At 73.9% G+C, this 24151-nt stretch carries 22 protein-coding genes; 10 read left to right on the top strand and 12 right to left on the bottom strand.

The annotated features are described in order from the left end of the window. Positions 1-91 precede the first annotated feature (91 nt). The gene (locus tag IF55_RS06275; RefSeq protein ID WP_030876532.1) at positions 92-736 is read right to left on the bottom strand and encodes a TetR/AcrR family transcriptional regulator C-terminal domain-containing protein; all 645 of its coding nucleotides are present in this window, start codon (positions 734-736) and stop codon (positions 92-94) included. Between the two features lie 169 nt (positions 737-905). Here IF55_RS06275 and IF55_RS39225 point away from each other — a divergent pair, with 169 nt between their 5' ends. Both IF55_RS39225 and IF55_RS06270 read left to right on the top strand, forming a co-directional pair. After that, complete coding sequence (locus IF55_RS39225) at positions 906-1295, top strand: hypothetical protein (RefSeq protein ID WP_157854269.1); 390 nt, start codon at positions 906-908, stop codon at positions 1293-1295. After that, entirely contained in the window at positions 1292-2911 is a 1620-nt protein-coding gene (locus tag IF55_RS06270; protein ID WP_048831597.1) for an MFS transporter, read from the top strand. The genes IF55_RS39225 and IF55_RS06270 overlap by 4 nt, the downstream gene beginning before the upstream one ends. Before the next feature lie 262 nt (positions 2912-3173). Here the strand turns inward: IF55_RS06270 and IF55_RS06265 are convergent, their stop codons facing one another. Continuing rightward, positions 3174-4199: an amidohydrolase family protein gene (locus tag IF55_RS06265; RefSeq protein ID WP_030876525.1), complete on the bottom strand. Its 1026-nt coding sequence runs from the start codon at positions 4197-4199 to the stop codon at positions 3174-3176. 282 nt (positions 4200-4481) lie between these two features. On the opposite strand from IF55_RS06265, the gene IF55_RS06260 reads away from it, so the two are divergent. The 6 genes from IF55_RS06260 (at position 4482) to IF55_RS06235 (ending at position 9888) form a co-directional block, all read left to right on the top strand. Next, positions 4482-4907 (top strand): MarR family winged helix-turn-helix transcriptional regulator, encoded by a 426-nt coding sequence (locus IF55_RS06260; protein WP_245661074.1) that lies wholly within the window; start codon positions 4482-4484, stop codon positions 4905-4907. Positions 4908-5050: 143 nt separating this feature from the next. Beyond that, the gene (locus IF55_RS06255; protein WP_030876520.1) at positions 5051-5416 is read left to right on the top strand and encodes a VOC family protein; all 366 of its coding nucleotides are present in this window, start codon (positions 5051-5053) and stop codon (positions 5414-5416) included. Between the two features lie 1848 nt (positions 5417-7264). After that, positions 7265-8122 carry an HAD-IA family hydrolase gene (locus tag IF55_RS06250; RefSeq protein ID WP_063763895.1) on the top strand — a complete coding sequence of 286 codons (858 nt, stop codon included), beginning with the start codon at positions 7265-7267 and terminating at the stop codon, positions 8120-8122. 195 nt (positions 8123-8317) lie between these two features. Further along, positions 8318-8569: a hypothetical protein gene (locus tag IF55_RS06245; protein ID WP_030876515.1), complete on the top strand. Its 252-nt coding sequence runs from the start codon at positions 8318-8320 to the stop codon at positions 8567-8569. Positions 8570-8855: 286 nt separating this feature from the next. Beyond that, positions 8856-9269, top strand: a complete 414-nt coding sequence (trxA, locus tag IF55_RS06240; RefSeq protein ID WP_030876510.1) for a thioredoxin — start codon at positions 8856-8858, stop codon at positions 9267-9269. Continuing rightward, on the top strand, positions 9262-9888 hold the full coding sequence (locus IF55_RS06235; RefSeq protein ID WP_030876507.1) for a histidine phosphatase family protein: 627 nt from the start codon (positions 9262-9264) through the stop codon (positions 9886-9888). Before trxA ends, IF55_RS06235 begins: the two co-directional genes overlap by 8 nt. Positions 9889-10052: 164 nt before the next feature. Here the strand turns inward: IF55_RS06235 and IF55_RS06230 are convergent, their stop codons facing one another. The 10 genes from IF55_RS06230 to pgfA all read right to left on the bottom strand — a co-directional run bounded on the left by IF55_RS06230 (position 10053) and on the right by pgfA (position 22389). Further along, positions 10053-10712 carry a hypothetical protein gene (locus tag IF55_RS06230; RefSeq protein ID WP_030876504.1) on the bottom strand — a complete coding sequence of 220 codons (660 nt, stop codon included), beginning with the start codon at positions 10710-10712 and terminating at the stop codon, positions 10053-10055. Beyond that, positions 10696-11499 carry an FkbM family methyltransferase gene (locus IF55_RS06225; protein ID WP_030876502.1) on the bottom strand — a complete coding sequence of 268 codons (804 nt, stop codon included), beginning with the start codon at positions 11497-11499 and terminating at the stop codon, positions 10696-10698. Before IF55_RS06225 ends, IF55_RS06230 begins: the two co-directional genes overlap by 17 nt. Beyond that, a complete protein-coding gene (locus IF55_RS06220; RefSeq protein WP_030876499.1) occupies positions 11496-11708 on the bottom strand; it encodes a Trm112 family protein in 213 nt (70 codons plus the stop codon). The genes IF55_RS06225 and IF55_RS06220 overlap by 4 nt, the downstream gene beginning before the upstream one ends. Beyond that, positions 11705-12721 carry a DMT family transporter gene (locus IF55_RS06215; RefSeq protein WP_211269948.1) on the bottom strand — a complete coding sequence of 339 codons (1017 nt, stop codon included), beginning with the start codon at positions 12719-12721 and terminating at the stop codon, positions 11705-11707. The genes IF55_RS06220 and IF55_RS06215 overlap by 4 nt, the downstream gene beginning before the upstream one ends. Before the next feature lie 2 nt (positions 12722-12723). Next, entirely contained in the window at positions 12724-13473 is a 750-nt protein-coding gene (locus IF55_RS06210; protein ID WP_030876493.1) for a class I SAM-dependent methyltransferase, read from the bottom strand. Between the two features lie 49 nt (positions 13474-13522). Then, positions 13523-14893: a condensation protein gene (locus IF55_RS06205; RefSeq protein ID WP_048831596.1), complete on the bottom strand. Its 1371-nt coding sequence runs from the start codon at positions 14891-14893 to the stop codon at positions 13523-13525. Next, on the bottom strand, positions 14890-19269 hold the full coding sequence (locus tag IF55_RS40400) for an alpha-(1->3)-arabinofuranosyltransferase domain-containing protein (protein ID WP_398242758.1): 4380 nt from the start codon (positions 19267-19269) through the stop codon (positions 14890-14892). The genes IF55_RS06205 and IF55_RS40400 overlap by 4 nt, the downstream gene beginning before the upstream one ends. Before the next feature lie 5 nt (positions 19270-19274). After that, positions 19275-20051, bottom strand: coding sequence for a class I SAM-dependent methyltransferase (locus IF55_RS06195; RefSeq protein ID WP_037962949.1), 777 nt, complete (start codon positions 20049-20051; stop codon positions 19275-19277). Between the two features lie 8 nt (positions 20052-20059). Further along, a complete protein-coding gene (locus IF55_RS06190) occupies positions 20060-21256 on the bottom strand; it encodes a glycosyltransferase family 4 protein (protein ID WP_030876484.1) in 1197 nt (398 codons plus the stop codon). A gap of 185 nt (positions 21257-21441) precedes the next feature. Continuing rightward, positions 21442-22389 (bottom strand): cell envelope lipid trafficking protein PgfA, encoded by a 948-nt coding sequence (pgfA, locus tag IF55_RS06185; RefSeq protein WP_037962828.1) that lies wholly within the window; start codon positions 22387-22389, stop codon positions 21442-21444. A 170-nt stretch (positions 22390-22559) separates the two neighbouring features. Between pgfA and IF55_RS06180 the strand changes: the two genes are divergently transcribed. Together IF55_RS06180 and IF55_RS06175 are read left to right on the top strand one after the other, a co-directional pair. After that, positions 22560-22841, top strand: a complete 282-nt coding sequence (locus tag IF55_RS06180; RefSeq protein ID WP_037962823.1) for a hypothetical protein — start codon at positions 22560-22562, stop codon at positions 22839-22841. 2 nt (positions 22842-22843) lie between these two features. Then, a complete protein-coding gene (locus tag IF55_RS06175) occupies positions 22844-24061 on the top strand; it encodes a PucR-like N-terminal domain-containing protein (protein WP_030876478.1) in 1218 nt (405 codons plus the stop codon). The last annotated feature ends 90 nt before the right edge of the window (positions 24062-24151 follow it).

Genomic DNA, 24151 nt, shown 5'->3' with positions numbered 1-24151 from the left:
TCGACCGGCCGTACGCGCGTCCCCCGAGGACGACGAGACCGTGGTGTCCAGGGGGCGGGATGCGCGCCAAGGGCTCTTGCGGTGCGGTGAGTCAGCCCTCTGGAGCCGCCGTGGTCGCCGCCGAGCTGAGGATCTGCTCGATGCCGAACCGGAAGCGGCCCCCGAAGTCGACGGACATGAAGTCGTCCAGCGCCGGGGTCAGCCCCGGGAAGCGGCCCTCGTCCACGAAGTCGCGCAGTCGCCCGCGGTCCTGGGTGAGGGCCGCCTGTTCCTCCTGGACGAGGCCGAGGGTGAAGTAGAAGAGGTTCCAGGTCGTCCAGGCGGCCGTTCTGACGGTGGGGCAGCCCCGGCGGAGGGCGCCCGCCATGCGGTCGCTGAAGGCCACGGTGCCGGAGGCCACGGGGAAGGTGCCCGCGACGAGCGAGGCGCCGTCGCGGTGGCCGAGCATCGCCCGGCGCAGCCGCTGCAGCAGCTCGATCACCTGCTCGTCCCATTCCTCGGGCAGGTTCTCCAGGTCGACCTCCTCAAGGACCGCGTTGGCCAGCGCGTCCAGGAGCCGGTCCTTGGTGCGGATGTGCCACATGACGGTGTTCATGCTCACCCCCAGCTCGCCCGCGATCGCGCGGGTGGAGAGCTTGGCGAGGCCGCCCTTGGCGAGCACGTCGAATGCGGCGTTGATCACGTCGTCGAGGGTGATCCCGACCTTTGCACGGCCGGCGGCTTGCTTCTTGGTCACTGAACAAGTATACCTGCGTGGTGGCCTTCTTGGTCAGCGATAGAGAAACAGGGTGCGGACGACTGACCGCGAGGCGAGGGCCGACGCGGCTGGGGTTTGAGGGCACGCACCGTCGCGGCCGTCCAGCCGTCCACGACCCGCAGTTCACACAGTTCGAAAGGCACCACGCATGACCATGACCATCCATCCCGTCGACCGGGCATTCGCCCAGGTCGGTGGGGCATTCGCGCTGGGGGGTGGGCTCGGACCGTCCGTCAGCGGCTGGGAGCTCGTACGGGGCGGTCGTCGGCGACAGGGGTTCGTATGGGCCGGCGGTGAGCCGGAGCTCGTATGGGGCGGTCACCGGCGGCAGGGGTTCGTATGGGCCGGCGGTGAGCCGGAGCTCGTACGGGCCGGTCACCGGCGGCAGGGATTCGTATGGGCCGGCGGTGAGCCGGAGCTCGTACGGACCGGTCGGTCGCTGGAGCTCGTACGAGGCGGTCGTTGGCAGGGACTCGTACAGGCCGCCCGGCGGCAGGAATTCGCAGACGGCGACAGAGGACAGGAGGTCGTACGATGACCGGCACTCGGGGCCGTACCGTCCGGCCCGGACTGGCGCTGTGCGCCCTTACGCTCGCGGTCTCGGCCGTACTGCTCGGCAGCACCATCCTCAACGTGGCGCTCCCGACGATGCAGCGCGACCTCGGGGCCAGCAACACCGAACAGCAGTGGTTCCTGAACTCCTACACCCTCACCTTCGCCGGCTTCCTGCTGGTGGGAGGCAGCGCGGGCGACCGGTTCGGGCTGCGGCGGCTGCTCGTCTGGGGGACCGCGGCCTTCGCCGTGACGACCGCGGTGGCCGGTTTCCTCGACTCGCCGCTCGCGATCATCATCGTCCGCGCCCTCATGGGCATCGCCGCGGCGTTGATCATGCCGACCACCCTCGCGGTGATCCTGCGCGTCTTCCCGGCCGAGAAGCGCGCCCAGGCCATCGCCTCGTGGGCGGCGGCCTCCGGGCTCTCCATCTCGCTCGGCCCGCTGCTCGGCGGCGCGCTGCTGAGCGCGGGCATGTGGTGGGGTTCCGTACTGGAACTCGTCGCCCTGCTCACCCTCGTCGCGCTCCTCGCCACGCTGGTCTGGGTCCCCACGATCCCGGCGAGCGGGGCCGGTGAGATGCGCGTGATGCCGGTCGCCGGGTCCCTGGGCGGCATCGGCCTGCTCGTATTCGGTGTGGTGCACGCCACCGACAAGGGCTGGGGCTACCTCGGCACCTGGCTGCCCGCCGTGATCGGCCTCCTCGTGCTGGCCGTCCTCGTACTGGTCGAGGTGCGGCACCGCGAACCGCTCGTGGACGTCGGCCTCTTCAAGCACGCCTCGTTCACCGTCGCCGCGGTGGCGCTGACGCTCGGCTCGTTCGTCGTCTTCGGCTACCTGTACTTCATCACCTTCTACCTGCAAATCCTGCGCGGCTACACGCCGTTGCAGACCGGACTGCTGCTCATCCCGCTGTCCGTGGGCCTCGTGGTCGGGGCGCCGCTGTCGCGGCTGGCGACCGACCGGTTCGGGCCGCGCGCCACCATCGCCGCCGGTATCGCGCTCATGACCGTGGGGTTCGTCGGCGTCATCGGCCTCGGGGCCGGTACGGCGGTCGCCTGGTTCGTGGTGGACGCGTTCGTCCTGCAACTCGGCTTCGCGCTCGTCCTCGCGCCCGGCATGACCCTGGCCTCCTCCTCCGTACCCACCGAGCGCGCGGGCGCCGGCTCGGCGCTGCTGAACACGCTGCGCCAGCTCGGCAGCGCGCTCGGGGTCGCGGTACTCGGCTCGGTCCTCTGGTCGCGGTACTCGGGCCTCGTGCTCGACCGGCTCGCCGACGCCCCGGACGGCGTACGCCAGGCGGCCTCGGGCTCCCTCGCCTCGGCGCTGGCCACGGGCGACCCCGCGGCGATCTCGGCCGCCGGGCCGGCGTTCCTCAGCTCCATGCACACGGCCGCGATCGTCGCCGCCGGGGTGAGCGCGCTCGCCCTGCTCATCACCTTGGTCGTACGGACGTCCCGGCGGGGAGAGGCGGGGACGCTGGTTTCGTCTTCTGCCGCTGATTCTGCCTCTGATTCCGGCTCGGCTTCTGGGGCTGACTCCGGGGTCGGGGTCGTGTCCGAGCTGCCGGTTCGGGGGCAGGTTTCCGCTGATCGTGACTGATCTTGACTGATCGCGGCTGATTGTTGCTGATCGCGGTTGGTGGCGGCCGGTGGTGGCTGCGGCCGGTGGTGGCTGATGGCGGCCGTTGGTGACTGATGGCGGCCGGTGGTGGCCGGTGGCTGGTGGCGGCTGATTGCTGCTGATAGCGATTTGTGACGACCAATGACGGCCGGCCCCGGCCGGGAACGCGGCATCGTTCCCGGCCGGGGCCGGCTTTGTTACGGGGGCAGGGGCCTGATACGGGGGTTCCAGGAGGCAGGGTTCAGGCCCCCGGCCGGGCGAAGCGGGGGAAGAGGGCCTCGGCGTTGCCGCGGTCGATCGCCGCCGCCTGGCCCGGGGCGAAGCCGGTGTAGGTCTCCAGGAAGCGGTTGTAGTACGTGCCCGCCTCCTGCGGCGCGAAGGGCCAGTCGCTGCCGTACAGGACGTGGCCCGGCTCGGCGAACTCCATGAGGGTCGGGAGCGAGCTGGGGCTCGCCGCCAGCGCGGTGTCGAAGTAGAACCGCTTGAGGTCGCGGATCACGTCGTCGCTCGTGCGCTCGGGGTCGAGCACGGTGGAGGTCAGGCCGGAGAAGCGGTAGGCCGCGTACGGCAGGTAGCCGCCGCCGTGCGACAAGATCACCTTCACTCGGCGGTAACGGCTCAGGACGCCGTTGAGCACCATGTTCACGGCCGTACGGGTGGTGTCGAAGACGTAGTCGGCGAGGGGCGCCGGCGTGCCGGGGAGCAGCGGCATCGGGGGCTGCGCCGGGTGTACGAACACCACCGCCGCGCGCCGGTCGAGCTCGGCCCACAGCGGTTCGTACGCGGGGTCGCCGAGGTAGCGGCCGGCTGTGTTGGACAGGAGCACCACCCCGTCGGCGCCGAGGGTGTCCAGCGCGTAGGCGGCTTCTTCCAGGGCGGCGTCGACGTCGGGGAGGGGGAGGGAGGCGAAGGAGCCGAAACGGGTGGGGTGGTCCTTCGCCACCTCGGCGCCGTACTCGTTGACGGCGCGGGCCAGGGCTTGGGGGAGGGGGGCGCCGCTGATGCCGCTTCCGCTGCTGCCGCTTCCGCTGATGCCGCTTCCGCTGTTGGGGCTGTTGCTGGTGGTGCCGGTGAGGTGGACGCCGGGTGCTGTGACCGACAGGACGCCGGTGGCTATGCCCTGCTCGTCCATCATCGCGATCGCGTCGGCCACGCTCCAGGCCGGGATCGCCCAGCCGCCGGAGTCCAGGCCGAGATCGCCCAGGACCTTGGCCCATACGGGCGGAACGATGTGCTGGTGGACGTCGATGCGGCGCGGGGAGTTCATCTCGCTGCCCTCCTAAAGATTAGCTTGCTAACGAGTTCATTTAGTAAGCTAACAAATGTGGGGAGCAGATGACAGGGCGGGGGCGAAGGTGGAGGGTGCGGGGAGCGTGGAGGGCGCGTGATGTCGGACGTGGGAGTGGGTGGCGAGGTGGATGCCGGGATGGTTGGCGAGGGAGGCGCCGAGGGGGTTGCCAAGGGCGCTGCCGGGGTGATTGCTGAGGTGGGGGCGGACTCGGAGGCCTCGGGAGTGTCGGGAGCCTCGGGGGCCTCGGAAGCCTCGGGAGTGGAGGAGCTGGCGCAGGCCGCCGACGCGCTCTTCTACGCGATGCGCCGCGCCCGTGCGGTCGCCGGCCAGCAGGGCTCCGGCCTGACCCTCGCCCAACTGGCCCTGCTCAACCCGTTGGCGGAGGAACGGGAGCTGCCGGTGGGGCAGTTGGCTGCGGCGGCCGATGTGAGCGTTCCCACTGCCACGCGGATGCTTCAGCAGTTGGAGAGCAAGGGGAGCGTGGTCCGCCGGCGGTCGCCGGCCGACGAGCGCCGGGTGCTGGTGAGCCTCACCGACGAGGGGAACGAGCAGCTCGCGGCCGTACGCTCCCTCCTCCGCGAACGCCAGGCCCGCCTGGCCCGCTTCTCGCCGGCCGAACGGGACCAGTTGGTCGGTCAGTTGAGGAGGCTGACCGATCTGATCGCCGAGCCGGGGGACGACTGAGCGGCTGCGTCTGGCCGGGTGTGGGTTGGTTAGGTGGGGGGTTGGTTGGTTGGGTGAGTGGGTCAGTGAGTGGGTGGGTGGGTGGGTGGGTGGTGAGTTAAGTTGCTGGCTTCATCAATTCGAGAGTTGAGGGGGCCTCTCCTATGCCCATCACGCTGAATCACACCATCGTCCCGGCCGTCGACCATGAGGCGGCCGCGCGGTTCTTCGCCTCGGTTATGGGCTTGGAGTACAACGGCCCGGACCGGCATTTCGCGCCGGTGCGGGTCAATGACTCCCTGACGCTGGACTTCATGCGCGTCGAGAACCCTGACGGCCACCACCTGGCGTTCGACGTCGACGCGTCCACCTTCGACGGCATCTTGGAACGGCTCCGCGCCGCCGGTATCCCGTACGGCAGCGACCCCAACGAACCGGACAACGGCCGGATAGACCACCCCTTGTGCCCGCGCGGCCTGTACTTCGCCGACGACGCCCACAACCTCTACGAGGTCATGGCGTCCGGGTGACGGGGGTTGCGCTGCGGCCGGGTGGGGGACCGCGCTGCGCCGGGTGGGGGTCGGGGGTGCTGGTGGGTGGGTGGGGCGGTATTGCCGGTGGGTGGGCGCGGGTTTCGTCTCGGGCCCTCCGGACCCAAGGCGCCAGCAGCGACGGGGGAGGGGGCCGGGCTGGGGTTGGGTTCGCTGCCTGCGGGTCGGTTTGCGGCTGGGCTCAGAGAGGGCTCGCTGCGCTTCGCCGCTGGCTGCTGCCGCGAAGTGGCCGTGGTGAGGGCTTTTGGTGCGGTGGGGGCGGGTTACCGCCTGTGATTCAAGGGCGGGGGCGGTGGTGGCTTGGGGCGGGTCCTCTGCCTCAGGCTCCGCTGCGCTCGGTTCACGCCAGGGACGGTGGGGGCGAGTTGAGGTTGATTTGCTGACTGCGGGCCGGAGGGTGCTGGTGGGTGGGGCGGTATTGCCGGTGGGTGGGTGCGGGTTTCGTCTCGGGCCCTCCGGACCCAAGGCGCCAGCAGCGACGGGGGAGGGGGCCGGGCCGATGCCGGTTCGCTGCCTGCGGGCGGGTTTGTGTCTGGGGTCAGGGAAGGCTCGCTGCGCTTCGCCGCTGGCTGCTGCCGCGAAGGGGCCGTGGTGGTGGCTCGTGGTTCCGGTTGGGGCGGGTTTCGGCCTGTGATTCAAGGGCGACTGGCAGCGGGTGCGGCGCGCTGCGCTGCGCCTGGGGGTGTTCGGTGTCTGGGGGCGGTTTGGGCCTGCGGGACGAGGGGCTGAGGGTGGGGCAACCCCCCTTTGAGGGTCGGCTAGCCCGATATGCCCGGTTCGCTAAGTTGAATGAGCAACGGGGCGGGGTTAGGGCCGGATTGTGCGTCCGGTATGGCGCTTTTGTCGGGCGGGAACTCCACCCTACCTGTGGGTAACGGCTGATCCCGCGCCCTCGCGGCAGTGGTGGCGTAGCGCAGCGGAGCCGTCTCTGGCCTCAGCTGCCAACCGGCGAGCAGGGGACAAGCGGCCGGGGATTGCGCCCCGCCGTCCTTGGATCCTTGGGCCGCGACCCCCGAGCTCGTGCACCCGAACAAGCGCAACGGCCACTTCGCGGCAGCAGCCAGCGGCGAAGCGCAGCGAGCCCTCTCTGACCCCAGCCCCACCCCACCCGCAGGCAGCGAACCCGACCCCAGCCCGGCCCCCTCCCCCGTCGCTGCCAGCGCCTTGGGTCCGGAGGGCCCGAGACGAAGCCCGCGCCCACCCACCGGCAATACCGCCCCACCCGCCCACCAGCACCCTCCGGCCCGCAGTCAGCAAATCAACCTCAACTCGCCCCCACCGTCCCTGGCGTGAACCGAGCGCAGCGGAGCCTGAGGCAGAGAACCCGCCCCAAGCCACCATCGCCCCCGCCCTTGAATCCTTGGGCCGCAACCCCCAGGTCCCGCACCCGAACAAGCGCAACGACCCCTTCGCGGCAGCAGCCAGCGGCGAAGCGCAGCGAGCCCTCTCTAACCCCAGCCGCAAACCGACCCGCAGGCAGCGAACCCGACCCCAGCCCGGCCCCCTCCCCTCCCGCTGCTGGCGCCTTGGGTCCGGAGGGCCCGAGACGAAACCCGCACCCGCCCGCCGGTAATACCGCCCCACCCACCAGCACCCACCCGGCGCAGCGCAGTCCCGCACCCGACGCAGCGCGGTGCGGCCTTGCCTCAGCCGCACCCCCACCCGCCAGCACGAACCCGCACCCGGCCGGGTGCGTTGGCGCGCGGTCGCTCGTCGAATGGTGGGCAATTGGTGGAAGGGGCCGAGCGGGGGAGGGGCGGGCGTTACCGTGGTTGCTTTCTGTAGTGGGGTGGATACGCTCCACTCGGCTGTCCTGAGGAGCCGCACATGTTCGATTCTCTGGAGCTGGAAACCCGTGGACTGATCCTCGACTTCGGCGGGGTGCTCACTACGTCCGTCGCCGAGTGTGCCCGTGCGTTCTGTCTGCGGGAGGGGCTGGCGCCGGATGCGTTTACGCGCGTGATCTCGGTCGATCCTGTGGGGCGGGCGCTCTTCGCCGACCTGGAGTGCGGCGCCATCGAGCAGGCGGAGTGGAACGAGTGCACCGGCCCCCTGCTCGGCGTCGACGGGACCGATCTCCTCGGCCGCGTCCTCGCCGACCTGCGCCCCGAACCCCTCGTCGTCGATGTCGCGCGGGCCGCTCGGGAGGCCGGGGTGCGGGTGGGTGTGCTCTCCAACAGCCTCGGCCGGGCGCCGTACGACCCGTACGCGGGGTATGGGCTCGACACCGACTTCGACGCGGTCGTGCTCTCCGGTGACTACCGCCTCCGCAAACCCGACCCGGAGCTGTACCCGATCATGCTGGGCCTGCTGGGGCTCCCCGCCGCCGCATGCGTGTTCGTCGACGACTCCGCCCGTAATCTGTCGCCCGCCCAGGATCTCGGCATGGCCGTCGTCCTCGACGCCGAACCCGCCGCCACCGCCGCCGAGATCCGCAGGCTTCTTCTCGGCGGCGCCGCGAGCGCGGCAACCGACATGGCCACGGCCGTCGACACGGCCACGGAAGCCGACGCGGTCACCGACGCCGACACGGTCACCGACACCGACACGGTCACCGACACCGGCGCGGTCACCGACACCGGCACGGCCACGGCTACCGCGTTCGTCGCGCCCGTCGTGCCCGCCGCGCCCGAGGAAAACCGCCCCTCCGCCTCGCCCGCCGCATTCCGTTCCGTCGTCGAATAGGGCACGTGCGCACGGGAGTTGACGAACCTGTCTCCTATTTCGTCAACATTCCGTCAACCGTGGCCGGGCGCGCGTTCACCGTTCAGGTGGCATTCGGTACGACACCCTCTCAAGCTCCCCGCGCCCGGCCTCCGCGCCGCCAAAGTGGCCAGCACCGGGGCGCGCGCCGCGCGCCCATAAATGGAAGGTGATCGCATGCGAGCGTTCACGCGCGCCGTCGTGGTGGCCGTCTGTGCGGCCGGTGCCGCCCTGTCCGTCGTTCCGGTGGCGGAGGCCGCCCCGAACGCGGCCGGCTGCCGCTACTACTACACGAGCTGGGGCCGTGGCCCGAACGGCGAGACCACCGGTTCGGGAGAGTACGCCGAGGGCGCTCGGGACCCCGAGGGCCGCGTCTGCCAGAACGGCTGGTGGGTCGACCCGAACCCGCAGGGCGGCTACCAGTACTAGGAGCTATTGGGAGCGGTCACTAGGAGCCGTCCCTGACGGCATTCCGGTGATATCCGGGTGACATTCCGGGTGTGGCGATTCTTCGTGCCGCGCCCGGAATGTTTGGTTTCAAGGGGCAGGCGCCGCTTGGCTCCCGTCTCCGAAGAGCCCACGGCGCGTACGTGTGCGGGGGCACCGTACCTGGTCGGTCGCGGTGGACGAGCCCCCGGGGCTTCGGAATACGGTGGGGGAAAAGCTGGTTTCCCGGCTGGGGATCCGGAACGCATCCGCGAGCTGAGAGGCAAGCATGAGCAGCACGGTTGAGCTCACCAAGGACAATTTCGACGAGATCGTGTCCGGGAACGGTTTCGTACTGATCGATTTCTGGGCCGACTGGTGCGGGCCCTGCAAGCAGTTCGCGCCGGTGTACGAGAGCGCCGCCGAGCGCCACGACGACCTGGTCTTCGCGAAGGTCGACACCGAGGCGCAGCCGGAGCTGGCCGCCGCCTTCGAGATCCAGTCGATCCCCACGCTGATGATCGTGCGCGACAACATCGCCGTCTTCGCGCAGCCGGGCGCCCTCCCCGAGGCCGCCCTGGAGGACGTCATCGGCCAGGCCCGCGGTCTGGACATGGACGAGGTGCGCGCCTCCGTGGCCGAGCAGCAGGCACAGGCACAGGGTCAGCAGGGCGACGGGCAGGGGCCCGCCGACCGTGGCTGACCTGCTGCTGATCCGGCACGGCGAGACCGAGTGGAGCCGGTCGGGTCAGCACACGAGCTTCACGGACCTCCCGCTGACCGGTCGCGGCGAGGAACAGGCGACGGCCCTGCGGCCGCTGCTCTCCGGGCTGACGGTCGTACGGACGCTGGTGAGCCCGCTGCAGCGGGCCCGGCGGACCGCCGAACTCGCCGGGCTCGGCGACGTCGAGATCGAGCCCGACCTGCACGAGTGGGACTACGGCGCGTACGAGGGCATCTCCACCGCCCACATCCACCGCACCCGGCCCGACTGGGACCTGTGGCACGACGGTGTCGCGCCCGGCCCCGCCGAGCACCCGGGCGAGTCGCCCGACCAGGTGGGGGCGCGCGCCGACCGCGTACTGGCGGGGATCGAACCCCTGCTGAAGGCCGGCAAGGACGGGGACGACGGCACGGGCGACGTGGTGCTCGTCGCGCACTCGCACTTCCTGCGGGTACTCACCGCGCGCCGGCTCGGGCTGCCAGCCTCCGACGGCGCGCTGTTCCGGCTCGACACCGGGACGATCAGCCGCATCGGCACCGAGCACGGCCGTCCGGCCATCGTCGCCTGGAACGTCTCCTCGGAGTCGTTCCCGGGGTAGGCGGGGCGGCGGGACTCCTGCGAACCGGCCGCTGGGCCGGGCGGGCGCCTGCGGTGGTGGGGCGGTGCACGTGGCCTTTACGGCCGTGCGCCGCCCCTTCGCCTTCGCCTCTTCGCCTTCGCCCCTTCGCCTTCGCCCGTTCGCCTTCGCCTCTTCGCCTTCGCCTATGCCGCCCCCGCCGTCACCCGTTGCAGCAGCCCCCACGTGAACTCCGCGACGTACGGCCGGCCCGGCGCATCCGGTGCATCCACCGCCCCCATCCCATCCACCGCCCTCGTCGCATCCACCGCCCCCGCTGCCCCCGGTGCCGTGAACGCCAGGCGGAAGCGGGTGGGGGCCGTGCCCTCCATGGGGCGGGCCGGGGCGAAGGCGCGGGCCACCTCGTCGACCGTGCAGGTCCAGGGGCGCAGGTCGGCGGCGGTGCGGAGAGTGGGGCCCGGGGCGCCGGGGGCGCGGACCAGCCATTCGTTCCACACGCCGCCGCCCGGCGCGGTCAGCACCTCGAACCGCAGGTCCGGCCAGAGCGGCACCGGCCAGCTCAGCGCCTCGCAGCTCAGGTCGCCGACGCGCCGCCCGGTGACGGACTCGGGCGGGCCGAGCACCGAGCGGTAGCGGGCCTGGGCGCCGCGTCGCCGGGGCGCGTGCAGCATGGCCTGCCAGCGGCGGTTCGCCTCGCGCATCTCCGGGCGCTCCACGCCCAGTTCGCGTAGCGCGTCCTCGACCAGGCCCGGTTGGTGGTCGGCCATCCGGCGCAGCAGGACGAGTTGGAACTGGAGCGGCCCGAACGGCGGCGGGGCGGCAGCGGCGTCACGCGTGGAGCTCATGCCTCCCATCGTCGCGCACGTCCGCCGCGCCCGGGCGCTCGGTTCCGGGGAGGAACAGCACCGAGTTCACGTAACGGGCCCGGCGCGGCGCGAGGGAGCGGCGCAGCAGCCCGTCGTCGGCGACATGGGCCGTACGGGCCTGGTGGGCGGCCAGGTCGAACTCGGCGAGCGGCACCCAGTCCCCGGCGGGCAGCACCCACCCCCGGTAGCCGTACTCGGCCAGCGCCGCGAGCACCGGGCCGGGCGGCTGGACGCGGTGCTCCAGCTCGATGAAGAGCGCGGGCCGCTCGCGGCACAGCAGTTGCCGGGCGCCGCGCAGCACGGCCGCCTCCCCGCCGTCCACGTCGATCTTGAGCAGGGTCACGCCGGTGAGGTCCAGGTCGTCGAGGGCCAGGCAGGGCACGGCGAGGGTCGTGGCGTGCACGGGGCGGCGTACGAGCGAGGCGAGGCCCCGGTCGCCGCGCCCGCCGGGCGGCAGCCAGAGCGTGGCCACGCCGGACCGGTCGGCGGCCGCGGCCTGTACGACCTCGACGTTGCGGGGCGCGGTGGCGGCCAGCGCGCGGGCCAGATGCGGTACGGGCTCCACCGCGACGACCCGCTCGGCGCGCCGGGCGAGGGCCCGCGACCACGGGCCGTACCAGCCGCCCACGTCGACGGCGGTGCCGCCGCGCGGGCAGAAGTCCGGCAGCCGGCGCAGCTCGGGTTCGAAGCGCGGGTAGAGGCGGGCGGCGGCCGCCGCGACCAGCCGGGGCGGCAGGCGCCGGGCGCAGCGGGCGGCGAGGGTCATGAGGCGCCGATCCGCTTCAGCAGCCGTTCGTGCTCGTCGTCGGAGACCTGCTCGCCGCTGGTGGGGAGGAGCTGCGGGATGCCGTCGACGATGGGGTAGCGGCGGCGCAGCCGCGGGTTGTAGAGGAGGTTCTCCGCCTCGACGACGGAGAGCGGGCCCTTGTCGAGCGGGCAGGCGAGGATTCTCAGCAGGGGGTCGTCGGGCTTCATGGCGTACGTCCTTTCCGGTCAGGTGTCAGGCCCTTTGCTTCGGGCCGAGATTGACGAGATTGCCGAGATTGCCGAGATTGGCGAGGTGGCCGGGGGTGCCGGGGTTGCCGAGGATTCCGGGGTCGCCGAGGCTGATGTGCTGAGGGAGCGTTCTCGCGCGGCAGGGCCAGGAGTACGGCCACGGCCAGCGCGGCGCCGCCCAGGCGGAGCGCGAGGCGTACCGGATCGGCGGGCAGCGGCTCGCCGAACGCGAACGTGCCGCAGGCGATGGTGAACACGGAGGTGACCGTCGTGCAGACGGGCACGATCAGGGAGGCGCGGCAGCGTTGCAGGGCCGTCTGCGACAGGACCAGACCGGCGGCCCCGGTGAACAGCAGGAGATACGGGTACGGCGAGGCCAGCAGGGCCAGGGCGGCGTCGCCGACGCCGTGGGTGGTCAGCCGGCCCGAGACGCCCTTGATGGCCAGCGAGCTGACCCCGTACAGCAGGCCGACCGCCGTTCCGTACCCCACGCCCGTGGGTCGCCGCCCGCGCCCGGCGCGGCGTTCGGCGGCCCCGTACAGCAGCAGCCCCGCCGCCAGCGCGGGCAGGCAGACGGCGAGCAGCGGGCCCGTCGGCGCGGAGCGGCTGACCGGGTCGGACGCCCCCTGGAGCGAGGCCACGACCATGAGGAGCGCGCAGAGGATGCCGGCGATGGACCGCCGCTCGCGGGCGCTCGTACGCTCCCCGAGCACGACGGAGGACAGCAGGAGCAGCAGCACCATCCCGGAGACGAACAGGCCCTGCGCGGCGGCGATGGGCAGCGTGCGGTAGACCGCGAGCTGCGCGGCGAAGCCGAGCGCGAGCGCGCACGAGCCGCCGAGCCACAGGGGGCTGCCGAGCAGCAGCCGCACCGCGCGCAGGGGGCGGCCGGAGCTGAGCGCCGGAAGCCCGGTGAGGGCGCGTTTCTCCAGCACGAAACCCACGCTGTAGAGGACGTTGGCGAGCAGCGCCGCCAGCACGCCCCACAGCACGGCTACACCCTCCGCGCGTGCGCCAGCAGGATCGAGGCGAGCGACGGTACGCCGCAGGCTGCGCGGTCCAGCGGGCGCAGCGGCCGGGGCACGTCGTGGTACGGGGCCCCCGCCAGCTCCACGGTCACGAAACCGCGCGCGGTGAGCAGTCCGCGCAGCGCCCGCGCCGTGAACAGCCGCAGGTGTCCCACGACGGCGCTGCCCGGCCGGCCGTGGACCTGACGCAGGCTCACCTCAGAGAAGACGGGCTGCACTCCGGCGAGCAGCAGGGCGCGGTTGTACCAGGCGGCCAGGTTGGGCGTGGACAGCAGCAGATGGCCGCCGGGCCGCAGCACGCGGTGGATCTCCGCCAGCGCGCCGTCCGGGTCCACCAGGTGCTCGATCACCTCGCTGAACAGCACCGCGTCGGCGGCGCCGGACGCGAACGGCAGCCCCTCGCCCGTCACCTCGCCCCGCACCGCGTACGGCACGCCCGCCGCCGCCCGCCGCAGCGCGCCCTGCGACCAGTCGACGCCGACGAACCGGTGGCCGGGGGCCGCTGCCGCCGCGATGGCCGCCGCCGTCCCGTCGCCGCAGCCGATGTCCAGAACGGTGGCCGGACCGGCCGCCCCCGCCGGGCCCAGCGCGCGGGCGAGCATACGGGCCTGGCGGCGGCTCCGGTCCGGGCCCGAGGCGACGGGCACGGCCGGGCCCTCGTAGAAGTCCCGCAGCCGGGGCGCGGCGGTGGCGGTGGAGCTGCTGCTCTCGCTCATGTGCCCTCCGTTCCTCCTGCCCTTCTTCTCTTCTTCTCTTCTTCACTCGTCACTGGTCCGCGGCATACGGGGCTGCCGCGTACAGGGCCGCCGCGGACGTCGCGTCGAGCGCGCGCGTGAAGAGTTGCGCGAGCCGCGCGCCCGCCGCGTCGTCCAGCAGCGCGCGGGACCAGCGCAGCGCCACATGCAGCCGACCGCCGGTGCTCGCCGTGGTGACGGTCAGGCCGCGCGGCGTACGGGCCGGGGCCGACAGCCACACGGCGCCCGCCCGCCCCGCGTCGCCGAAGTCCAGCGGGTAGGGGACCCGGCCGATGTTGCTCAGGAGCGTCGTGGAGGTCCAGGGCGCGGCGACCCGGCGCAGCCCCCGCGTCGCGGCCGCCCGTACGCCCACCGGCAGCACGGGAGCGGTCAACACGGCGGCCTCGAGGCCGAGTTGGGGTCCGGATGACGACTTGAGCGTACGGGTACGGGCCGCCGTGCGGCGCAGCAGACGGGCGACGGCGGCCGGGTCGGGGCGCTCGGCGGTCAGCGCCGCCTCGTCCAGCCGCTCGCCCGCCCCGAAGCCGACGTCGACGAGGCGGGTGCCGTTGCCGATGGGCATGTCGCCGCCGTGCGGACGGTCGTCCACCGGCATGGTGATGCGCACGGGGCGGGTGGGGGCGGAGTGGAGCAGGTTCCAGCGGGCGACCATCAGCCTGGTGGCGACGAGGAGTTGATCGTTGACGGTGTACGGGACGGTGTCGCCCGTACCGCGTGACGGGCGGGCCGGTACGGGCAGTTCGACGAGCAGCATCCCGTTGCCGCCCCCCGGGGCGGCCGTCGAGGCGGCGACGCGCACCGGGCGGCCCCGGCCGGGCCCATCGGCGGCGGGCTTCGCGTACCGCTGGGCCTTCGGCTCCGCCCGCGGAGGTGAATTATCCCGCCCGCCGTACAGCTCGGCGGCCGTCGCCAGCACCCGCAGACAGGACGGGCCGTCGAGCGCGGTGTGGTTGATGGCGAGCAGCAGCACACACCCGCCGTCCGACGCGCCCGTCACGACCTCCAGCCGTACGGGCGGCGACGCGGACAGCGGCGGGCACCCGGCGAGCGCCCGCTCCCGCGCCCGTACGAGCGCGTCCGGGCCCGGCGCCGGGAAGGCCACCGGGTCCACGTCCGGCCCGCCGGTCAGCTCCCACTCGTACCGCCTCCGCCACCACGCCGACGGTGCCTGCCGCACAAGGATGCGCGGATGGCGCAGCAGCGCCCCGTGAAAGGCCGCACGCAGCCGCGCCGGGTCGAGGCGGCCGGGCAGATGCACCTCGATATGGACGGTCTCCGGCTCCTCGTCCTGAAGATGCCGCGCGATCTCGTCCACAGTAGGAAACGGAACGCGCTGCTCCACCCCCGACCGCCCACCGGCCCCTCGGCCCACGGCCGTCACGCCCTCTCCGCCGGCGGCTCGGGAGGCGGCTCGGGTTTGGGGGCCGGGGGCGCGGCGGGCGGCTCGGCCGCCGGGCCAGGCCGCGCTCGCTGTCGCGAGCCGCGCGGCAAGGTCACGACCGCCGCCGCCAGCGCGGTGACGGCGAGCACTTGCGCCGCGCCGCCGAACGGGCCCTCGCTCATGGCGGCCGGGTCTCCGGCCCCCGTGGTTGCCGCGATCATGGCGCCGGTCATGGCCAGGAGCGCTGTGGGCACCAGGAGCCAGGGGCGGGCCCGTGCGATGAGGGCGAGTACGGGCGCGACGACGGCAACCGGGCCCGCTACCACCACCAGGACGGCGGTGAGGGCGACGGTGCCCAGGAGCCAGCCGGGGGCGGGCGGCGGCGGAGGCGGTGTGGCGAGAGGGCGGCGGCGGACGACGGCGAGGAGGGCGAGCAGCACGATGCCCGCCGCGCCGCCGATCAGCGCCGCGTCGTAGGTGGTCGACGGAGCGTACGAGAGCTTGACGGTGCCGCCCTGTCCCGCCGGGATGAGGAAGCCCTGCTGCCAGCCGTCCATGCGCAGCGCCGCCAGCCGTTTGCCGTTGAGGGTGGCGTGCCAGCCGGAGTTGGCGTTCTCGTAGGTCTGGAGGTAGGCGGCCTGGCCCGCGTCGACGTGAACGGAGCGGTGGTCGCCCGCCCAGTCGAGGGCCTTGGTGGGGCGCGCCGCCGCCGGGGCCGGGGCCTTGCCGCGGGTCAGGGTGACGTCGGTCAGGGCGAGCGGCCCCTGGTCCCCGGCCTCGACCGTATGCGCGCCGGGCCGCAGCGGCAGCGCGCCTCGGCGCGCTTCGGAGCCGCACAACTCGACCTTGACGGGTCGGCGTTCGGTCAGGTCCCGGACGCGGCCCGCGGCCTTGGTGGCGTGCAGGGTGCCGTCCACGGCGAGCGCCGGGCCCTGGCCGCAGGGCAGGGAGAAGCGGGCGGAGGGGGCGGGCGCGGGGGTGCGCAGGTCGTCGAGGGCGGGTACGTACACCTCGCTGAGCCCCACGGGGAGCTGCAACTGCCGTCCGGCTATGGGGTTGTGGACGGTGAGCGGGGCGACCTTGCTGATGGTGATGTCGAGCTGGTCGGTGACGATGGGCTCGAAGCGGGCCTGCCCGTTCTCGTCGACGCCCGCGGTGGCCGCGCCGTAGGGGGAGTTGATGAGGATCTGTTCGGGGCGGGTGGAGATGCCGCCCGCCGCGGCGAGGACGAGGCTGTCGATGCTCCGCCGGCCGGGCCAGCGCAGATGGATGACGGGCCGGTCCCCGGCGATCCAGGCGGTGGTGAGGTCGCCGTCGACGAGGTTGCGGGCGCTCAGCGCGTTTCCGGTGCGGGCGGTGGAGTCGGCGGTCGCGGTGAGCCGCCGCCGGCTGCCCGGCGCGACGAGGTCGAGGAGGCGGTCGAGCGCGTCGCCGGGCACGGGAAGCGCGGAGGCGCTGACGGAGAAGCTCTCGGCGGCGGAGGCGGCGGAGGCGACCGACGCGGCCGATGCGCCGGGCGCGGCGGAGGTGCCTGCCACGCCTGACGCTCCGGGCGCGTCGGAGGTTCCTGACGTCGCGGACGTGGCAGCCGTGGCAGCCGTGGCGGACGCCGCGGAAGTGGCCGACGTGGCGGACGTACCAGACGTGCCGGCCGTAGTGAACCTGCGGTGCAGGCCGGCCTCGGCGGCGGTCGGGGAGAGGCCGCCCGGGTCGCTGCCGCGGTGCAGCGCGTACGTCTCGCTCGTGGCGTCGCTGTCCTGCGCGTCCGTCGGCAGCTTGAGCAGCCGGGCCACCTGGACGCCCGGAATGGCGATCTCGGAGAAGCCCGCGCCGGAGAGGCCCGGCTTGGGGTCCTGCGCGTCCAGAATGGTGACCTTCAGCCAATTGGCCTGCCCAGCCGGGGCCTTGACGGGCTGGGGGAGCCCGTTCGGCTGGAGGGGGCTCTCCGCCGAGCCCTTGTCGGTCTGTACGCGGACGAGCGTCGGCGCGGCCCGCGTCCCGTCCCCCGGCAGCGGCGTGACCTGGATCGAGGCGGGGATCGCGGTGGGCGTGTCGAAGCCGACGCGCAGCCACTGGCCGACGGGGCGGCCGGGGGTGCCCTCGGCCCACGCGGTGTTCGGGTCGCCGTCGAAGGCGTTCACGGGGTCGTACTGCGGGAGCTGGAAGAGCCAGTTGCCGCTGCTGGAGGCGGTGACGGACGCCGCGCCGCGCAGCACGGCCGTCGTCTGGTGCCGTACGCCGTCCACCGGCAGGATCTGCTTGGGCGGCCGTCCCGCGTCCTGGAGGGCGTCGGGCGGGTTCCGGTCCTCGGGCCCGTACGTGTACGAGGTGTTGGTGTTGACGAGCCCGAAGCGGGTGTCGGCGCGGCGCAGGCCGTCGCCGACCGCCTGGAGCGGCGGTGTGCCGATCCCCGGGTGGTTGTCGCCGGTCAGGACGGTGGGCCGGCCGCGCAGCGAGGGGTCGGCGGAGAGCGGGAGCAGCGTTTCGGGGCCGCCGCTGACGACGGCCGTGCCGGAGACGGGCTTCGCGGTGACCGGGCCGGGCCGGGGCGTGCCGACGGGTTCGTAGATCTCGACGGCCTGCTGGCGCGGGTAGATGCCCTGGACCTGTACGGGCGTCTCGGCGGGGATGCGGCCGCCGGTCAGCAGCGGGCCGAAGGCGGCGACCCGGCGGTAGCCGGAGGCTTCCAGGGTGCGCCGCACGGTCTGCGGCGGTACGTAGCCGATCTGGTCCGGGTCGAGGTCGTTGCGCACGACCACGTTGAAGAGCCCGGCCCGGCCCAAGTAGTCGCGCAGACCGGGGACTTCCGTGCCGGTCATCAGGGCCTGCTCGACCGCGTCCATCGCGCGGCGGGAGCCGGGGGTGCCGAACGGCACATAGTCGCGCTGCGCCCAGCGGGATTCGGCGAGGACGTCGAGGGGCTGGTCGATGGGGGAGCCCCAGGTGTAGATGCCGTGCGCGGTGGCGGGGACGACGAGGGCGCGGCTGTCGGGGGAGTGCTTCTTCAGCCAGTCGGCGGTCTGCGACCAGTGCGCGGGCAGTTTGGTGAAGGAGCCCGGCTGGAGGACGGTGCCGTTCAGATACGGCCAGGCGAGCCCCGGCAGGAGCAGCAGCGCGGCGAGCGCCGGGGCGAGCCGGCGGCCGGGCACGTGGCGGGCGCCGCGCCGTTCGGCGGCGACGGCCGTCAGATGCGCGAGGCCGAAGGCCAGCGCGAGGGCCAGGCCGGGCTGGAACTTGTAGATGTTGCGGAACGGCCGCAGCCAGCCGTCCAGCCAGCCCTGGACGGTGGCGTGGAAGGGAGCGCCGTACGCGCCGCCGTACCCGGCCAGCGCGATGAGCACCACGCTCAGTACGGTCAGCAGCAGCCAGCGCCGCTCGGGCAGGTCGCGCCGGGCGAGCCCGGCCAGGCCGAGGGCGGCGGCGAGCCCGGAGCCGATGATGGCGACGAGGGCGGTGGCGGCGGCCCAGCCGGCGGGCAGCCAGGGCTCGCCGAAGTTGAGGTAGGCGACCCAGTTCCCGGCGCCGCGCAGCAGTTCGGTCGCGGACATGGTGGCGGTGGTGGTGTCCGCCTGCTCGATGTACGGCATGAAGTTCTCGCCGTAGTGGCCGAGGAGCAGCAGCGGCACCGTCCACCAGGCGGTGGCGAGGACCACGCCCGGTATCCACCACGCGAGCAGCGCCCGCTGCCGACGCCCGCGCGGCCGGGAGAGCAGGTACAGCGCCACGGGCAGCAGCGCGGCGAGCGTGGAGGCGGCGTTGACGCCGCCCATGAACGGGACCAGCAGCGCGGACCGGGCGGCGGCCGTCCGCGCGCCCGACGTCCGCGACGCCAGCGGCAGCAGCACCCACGGCAGCACCGCGCCGGGCAGCGCCGCCGCGGCGGTGGACCCGATGACGATGGTGAACGTCGGCCACAGCGCGTACCCGACGGCGCCGAGCAGCCGGGTCGCGGGCGAGCCGACGCGCAGCCGCTCGGCGAGGCGCAGCGCGCCCCAGAACGCGGCGGCCACGATGAGCGACATCCACAGCCGCTCGGCGAGCCACACCGGCAGCCGTGCGAGGTGGGCGAGGGCGTAGTACGGCAGGGTCGGGAACGCGTAGCCGATGTACTGGTCCGCGATGCCGCCGAAGCCGCCGCGGTCCTGCCACAGCGTCCCCAGGTCGTGCAGGAACCCGAACGGGTCGGCGACGACGCCCAGCTTCGTCTCGAACGTCATCCGCCCCGGCGCCCGGACCAGGAACGCGACGAACGCGAGCGCCCAGAACCCCAGCAGCCACCGCCGGCCGCGCGGCGGCTCGGGCCTGTCGCCCGCCCGCCGGCCGGCGCGCGTCGGGCCGGGCCCCGCCGGGGAGGTGACGAGCGTCGCCTCAGCCACGTCCATCACCCCGCCGCGGCCGGCGTCGTCGCAGGGGCAGCGGACCGCGAACCGTCATAAGGAGACCGCCTCAGTATCAGCAGCAGATTCCAGGTGGCGAACTCCCGCACCCCCGGCACCCGGACGACCGCCTCCGCGAGGAACGGCGCGTAGCGGGAGCGGGCCGTGACCACGGTGACGCCGGGCAGGGCGCGCACCTGGCGGAGGGTGGGGCCGATATGGAGGGGGAACAGGTTCTCGCCCACGGTGTGCTTGGCGGGGCGGCCGGTGCGCCGCCGGTAGCGGGCACGGGCGCGGTCCGCGCCGAGGTAGTGCCAGGGGCTCGTCTCGTGACCGCCCCAGGGGGAGAGCCAGTTGGTGAACGCGACGTAGAGAAGCCCCCCGGGCCGGGTCACGCGGACCATCTCGCTGAGGAACGTGCGCGGGTCCGCCACGTGCTCCAGGACGTTGGAGGAGAAGCAGACGTCGGCCGCGCCGTCGGCGAGCGGCAGCAGGCAGCCGTCGGCGAGCACCGCGCCGGCGGGCGGCGGGCCGTGCGCCGTCAGCTCCCGTACGTCCGGTTCGAAGAGGTAGCAGCGGGCGCCGCGGCGCCGGAACTCGGCGGTGAAGCACCCGCTGCCGCCCCCGACGTCCACCACCAGCCGCCCGCGCAGCGGCTCGTACCGCTCGATCTGCCGGGCGGCGTCGCACGCCAGGAGCGCGTAGCACCGCTCGGGCTCGGTCTGCTCGTGCCGGAAGGCGCGGAAGAGGGCGACGGACCGGGCGACGGAGGGGTCCCGCACCACCGCGCTCACCGCCCGTACGGGGCCGGCGCGGCCATCCGGCACGCCTCCGCCGCGACGGCCCCGAAGCCCCGGACCGTACCGCTCCAGGGGAAGCGTTCGGCGCGCAGCCGCGCGGCGCGGCCCAGCGCCGCGCGCCGCTCCCGGCTGAGGGCGAGCGCGCACCAGGCGGCCGCGAAGGCGGAGTCGCCGGAAGCGAGGAGGCCCGTACGGCCGTGGTCGACGGAGTCGCGCAGGCCGGGGACGTCGAAGCCGAGCGTGGGCGTCTCCCGCACGGCGGCCTCGGTGACGACCAGGCCCCAGCCCTCGACGAGGGAGGGGTGCAGCAGCAGCCACGCGGCGCACAGCAGCCGGTGCTTCCCGGCCTCGTCGACCCGCCCGGCGAAGGTCACGCCGGGGCCCGCGAGCGCCTGGAGCCGGGGCCGTTCGGGGCCGTCGCCGACGATGACGAGCCGGCCGCCGGTGACGGGCCGCACCCGCTCCCAGAGCCGCAGCAGCAGATCGACGCGCTTGTACTCGACGAGCCGGCCCATGGCGACGAAGAGCGGCTCGGGGGCCTCGGGGAGCAGCGCCGGGGGCCGTTCGACGCCGTTGTGCACGACGCGGATACGGTCCTGGGCGACGCCCAGGCGCAGCAGCGCGGCGGCGGTGGAGCCGGACACGGCGACGACGAGGCCGCGGCGGTGGGCGGAGGCCAGCGCCCAGCGTTCGAGGCGGGCGCCGAGCCGGCCGGCGGGCGGCGGGTAGCGCAGCCGCCACAGGTCGGTGTGGACGTGGTTGACCAGGCACAGGGTGGGGCCGGGGTGCCACAGGGGCGCGAGGTAGGGCATGCCGTTGCAGACCTCGACGAGGAGGTCGCAGGGGCCGGCCCGGCGGCTGAGCGCGTGGGGCGCGCGCAGGAAGTGGGCGGCGTCGCCGCCCGCGGAGACGGCGCGGTAGTCGTGGCGGGCGACGGGGCCGCCGCACACCAGGGTGACCTGGTGGCCCAGGGCGGTCAGGCCGGTGGCGAGGCGGTCGACGAGGATCTCGGAGCCGCCGGCGGCGGGGTTGCCGAGGTCGCGGCGGGCGAGGAAGACGATCCGGCGGGGCGGGTGCGGTACGGGGGCGGGGCTCGGCGTCATGGTGGGGGGTCTCGGAGCCGGGCCGGGGAGCGCCGGGGGAGGGCCCGCGGCGGGGGCCGGGGACGGCCGTACGTGCTGGGGCATCGCCACTCCAACTCGTCGTGGGGTGCGGAGCCTTGTGGGGGAACGGTGCCGGGCGGTGCGCGGGGTGAGGTGTCAGTGTTCGCCGAGGCGTTCGGCGCGGCTACTCACCGAGGTGACAATTTCCGCCCTTCCTGGAGCTGACGGTTCGTCACTTCATGCTCCGTCAGTCGACCCTCAGCCGACCCTCAGTCGACCCGCGTGGTCCGGCGCACCAGCAGCAGCACACCCCCCGCCGTCGCGAACCCGCCGATGACCACCGCGGCGAGCGGCGCCGTCTCGCCGAGCAGCCGCAGCTTGCGGTTCTCGCGCCGCGCGGAATCGACCTGTTCGCGCTGGGTGCCCGGGGTGAACGCGACCCCGTCCCCGGCCAGCAGCGTCACCGCGTCCCGCCGCCCGCCGGGCGCGCGCAGCGTCACCCGCGGCGACAGCGAGGCGTTCAGCACCCGGCCCGTACGCCGATCGACGACCAGGTCGATCCGGTCGTTGGCGTACCACTCCTCGGCCTGCACCTGACCGCGCCGCGGCTGCCCCACGATCGCGCCCGGCACCTGCCGGCTGCCGGTCCGGGTCGCCTTCACGGCCCCCGAAAAGCGGTAGCCCTGATAGCCCCGCACCCGCTCCACGCCCGCGAAGCGGAGCGGCACGGTCGCCCCCAAGGTGTTGTCCCACCAGCGGTACGTCCGCTTCCCCACGTCGAAGGGGAACTTCAGGTACGCGTCGCCCTCGAACGGGCCGGGGGACTCGCCGCAGCAGTGCACGGGCGCGTTGGTCCGGCGGTCGGTGACCCAGCGCTCGGTGGTCCACTTGAACGACCGGCGCGGGTCCTTCAGCTTCAGCGTCGCCGGGGTGTCGATCGTCGTGGACACGTCCCAGACCGCCCGGCCGCTGCGGTCCGACGCCGCCACGTCGCCGAGCACCCGCCGGGTGATGGTGATCGTCCGGCCGCTCCGGACGGCGGCCGCCCCGGCGTCGTAATAGCGGCCCTCACCGGCGAAGACCGTGGTGACGTTCACGTCGACGGTCGTGCGTTTCGCGCGCGGCTCCACGTACCAGGTGAGCATCGGCGCGAGCACCAGCAGGAAGACGCCGGCGCCGAGCAGGATCAGCGGAACCGGCGGGGTCGAGCGACGCATGAGGGCACTCCTCGGGGGAGGGCGGGGCGATCCGGGCGCGCACATCTCGTACGGGCCGGGAACCGTAGGCGGCCCTTGACGGAGTGTCAATGCTCCAACGATCCTTCACCCGTTCGCAGTTAGCGGGGGCCGGGTCGGGGCGCAGCCATCGGAAAGGGGCTCGACGCGCCATGTCCAGACTGCTCGCCGCCGCTGTGACCGCCGCCGGCGCCGCCGCCCTCGCCGTGGGCGCGGCCTTCGGCATCGTCGCGCTGCTCGGCATCACCCCGGACCAGCCGAACGATCCGCTCGTGACGTTCCCGGAGGTGACGGTGTCGCCACCCGCGCCGTCGAGACCGTCACAGTCGCCGTCCTCCGGCGCGCGACCCCCGTCGAGCGCGGCACCCTCATCGAGCCCATCGAGCCCGCTGCGCCCGCCGCCGTCCTCCAGCGCCTCGCCGGGGGGCCGGTGACCGTGGCCGCGCCGCGCTCCGCCTGGCAGGACGTGCCCCGCGCACAGGTCCGGCGGTTCTCCGCGCTCGCCCTCGCCGAGGTGCCCGAACTCGCCGACGACATCCTCCGCCAGATCCGCCGCGAATTCCCCCAGCTCACGCTCGTGCCCGACGAGTCCGGCGAACCCATGGCGCTCGTCGGCATCCGCCACGCCATCGAGCAGTTCGTCCGGCAGCTCACCACCGGGCCGGACCGGCCGCCCGCGCACCCGCCCGTCTTCCAGGAGTTCGGCCGCGGCCAGATGGCCCACGGCCGCAGCCTCGACTCGCTCCAGGCCATCTACCGGCTCGGCGTGAAGCTCGCCTGGCGCCGCCTCGCCGAGATCGGCGGCCAGGCCGGCATCCCCGCCCCCGCCATGTACGAACTCGCCGAATCCGGCTTCGACTACCTCGACGGCCTCGTCGCCGAGACCATGCGCGGCTACGCCGAGGCCGTCGCCCGGCAGACCGGCGAACGGCTGCGCCTCCAGCGCCGCCTCCTCGACCTGCTGCTCGCCACGCACCACCGCGGGGACTTCGCCGACGCGCTGGCCGAGCACGCCGCCCGGCTCGGCTGGCCGCTCCCGGCGTACGTCGCCGTCGGCGTGCTGCTGCGCCCCGCCCGCGAGGCCGTCGCGCCCGCCGTCGGCCACGGCGTCCTGCTCGACATGGAGTGCGAGCAGCCCCGCATGATCGTCCCCGACCCGGACGCCGCCGGCCGCCCCGACCTGCTGCGCCGCGCCACCGCGGGCTGGTCCGGGGCGATGGGCCCGCCCGTGCCGCTGGCCGAGGCGGCGAAGTCGCTGCGCTGGGCCGGCGCGGCCGTACGCCTGATGGAGCTGGGCCAGCTCCCCTCCGGAGCGGTGCTGCACTGCACCGAGCACACCGAGGCGCTGGTCCTCCTGCCGCCCGCCGAACTCATCGAGGACCTCGCCCGCCGCCGCCTCGCTCCGCTGCTGCACTGCGGCCCCACCCAGGGCCGCCGCCTCGCCGAGACCCTGCTGGCCTGGCTGGAGACGCGCGGCGGCGCCCCCGAGATCGCCGCCCGCCTCGGCGTCCACCCCCAGACCGTCCGCTACCGGCTCCGCCAGATCAGGGAGCTGTGGGGCGACGAGGTCGACGACCCCGACCGCCGCTTCGAACTCGAACTGGTGCTGCGGGCCAGGCGGCTGCGCGGCGAACTCCCGGCCCCCGGGCGCTGAGCCCGCCCGCCGCGCGCCTCCGGCCGCCGACCCGCCGTCCCCGGCCGACAAGCTGTCTCCCCCCTCGGCCACCGCCCCCGGCCGCCGGTC

Origin of the sequence: Streptomyces varsoviensis, assembly GCF_000718635.1 — a bacterium.
Lineage (GTDB): Bacteria > Actinomycetota > Actinomycetes > Streptomycetales > Streptomycetaceae > Streptomyces > Streptomyces varsoviensis.
This window is presented reverse-complemented; position numbering and strand designations above follow the sequence as displayed.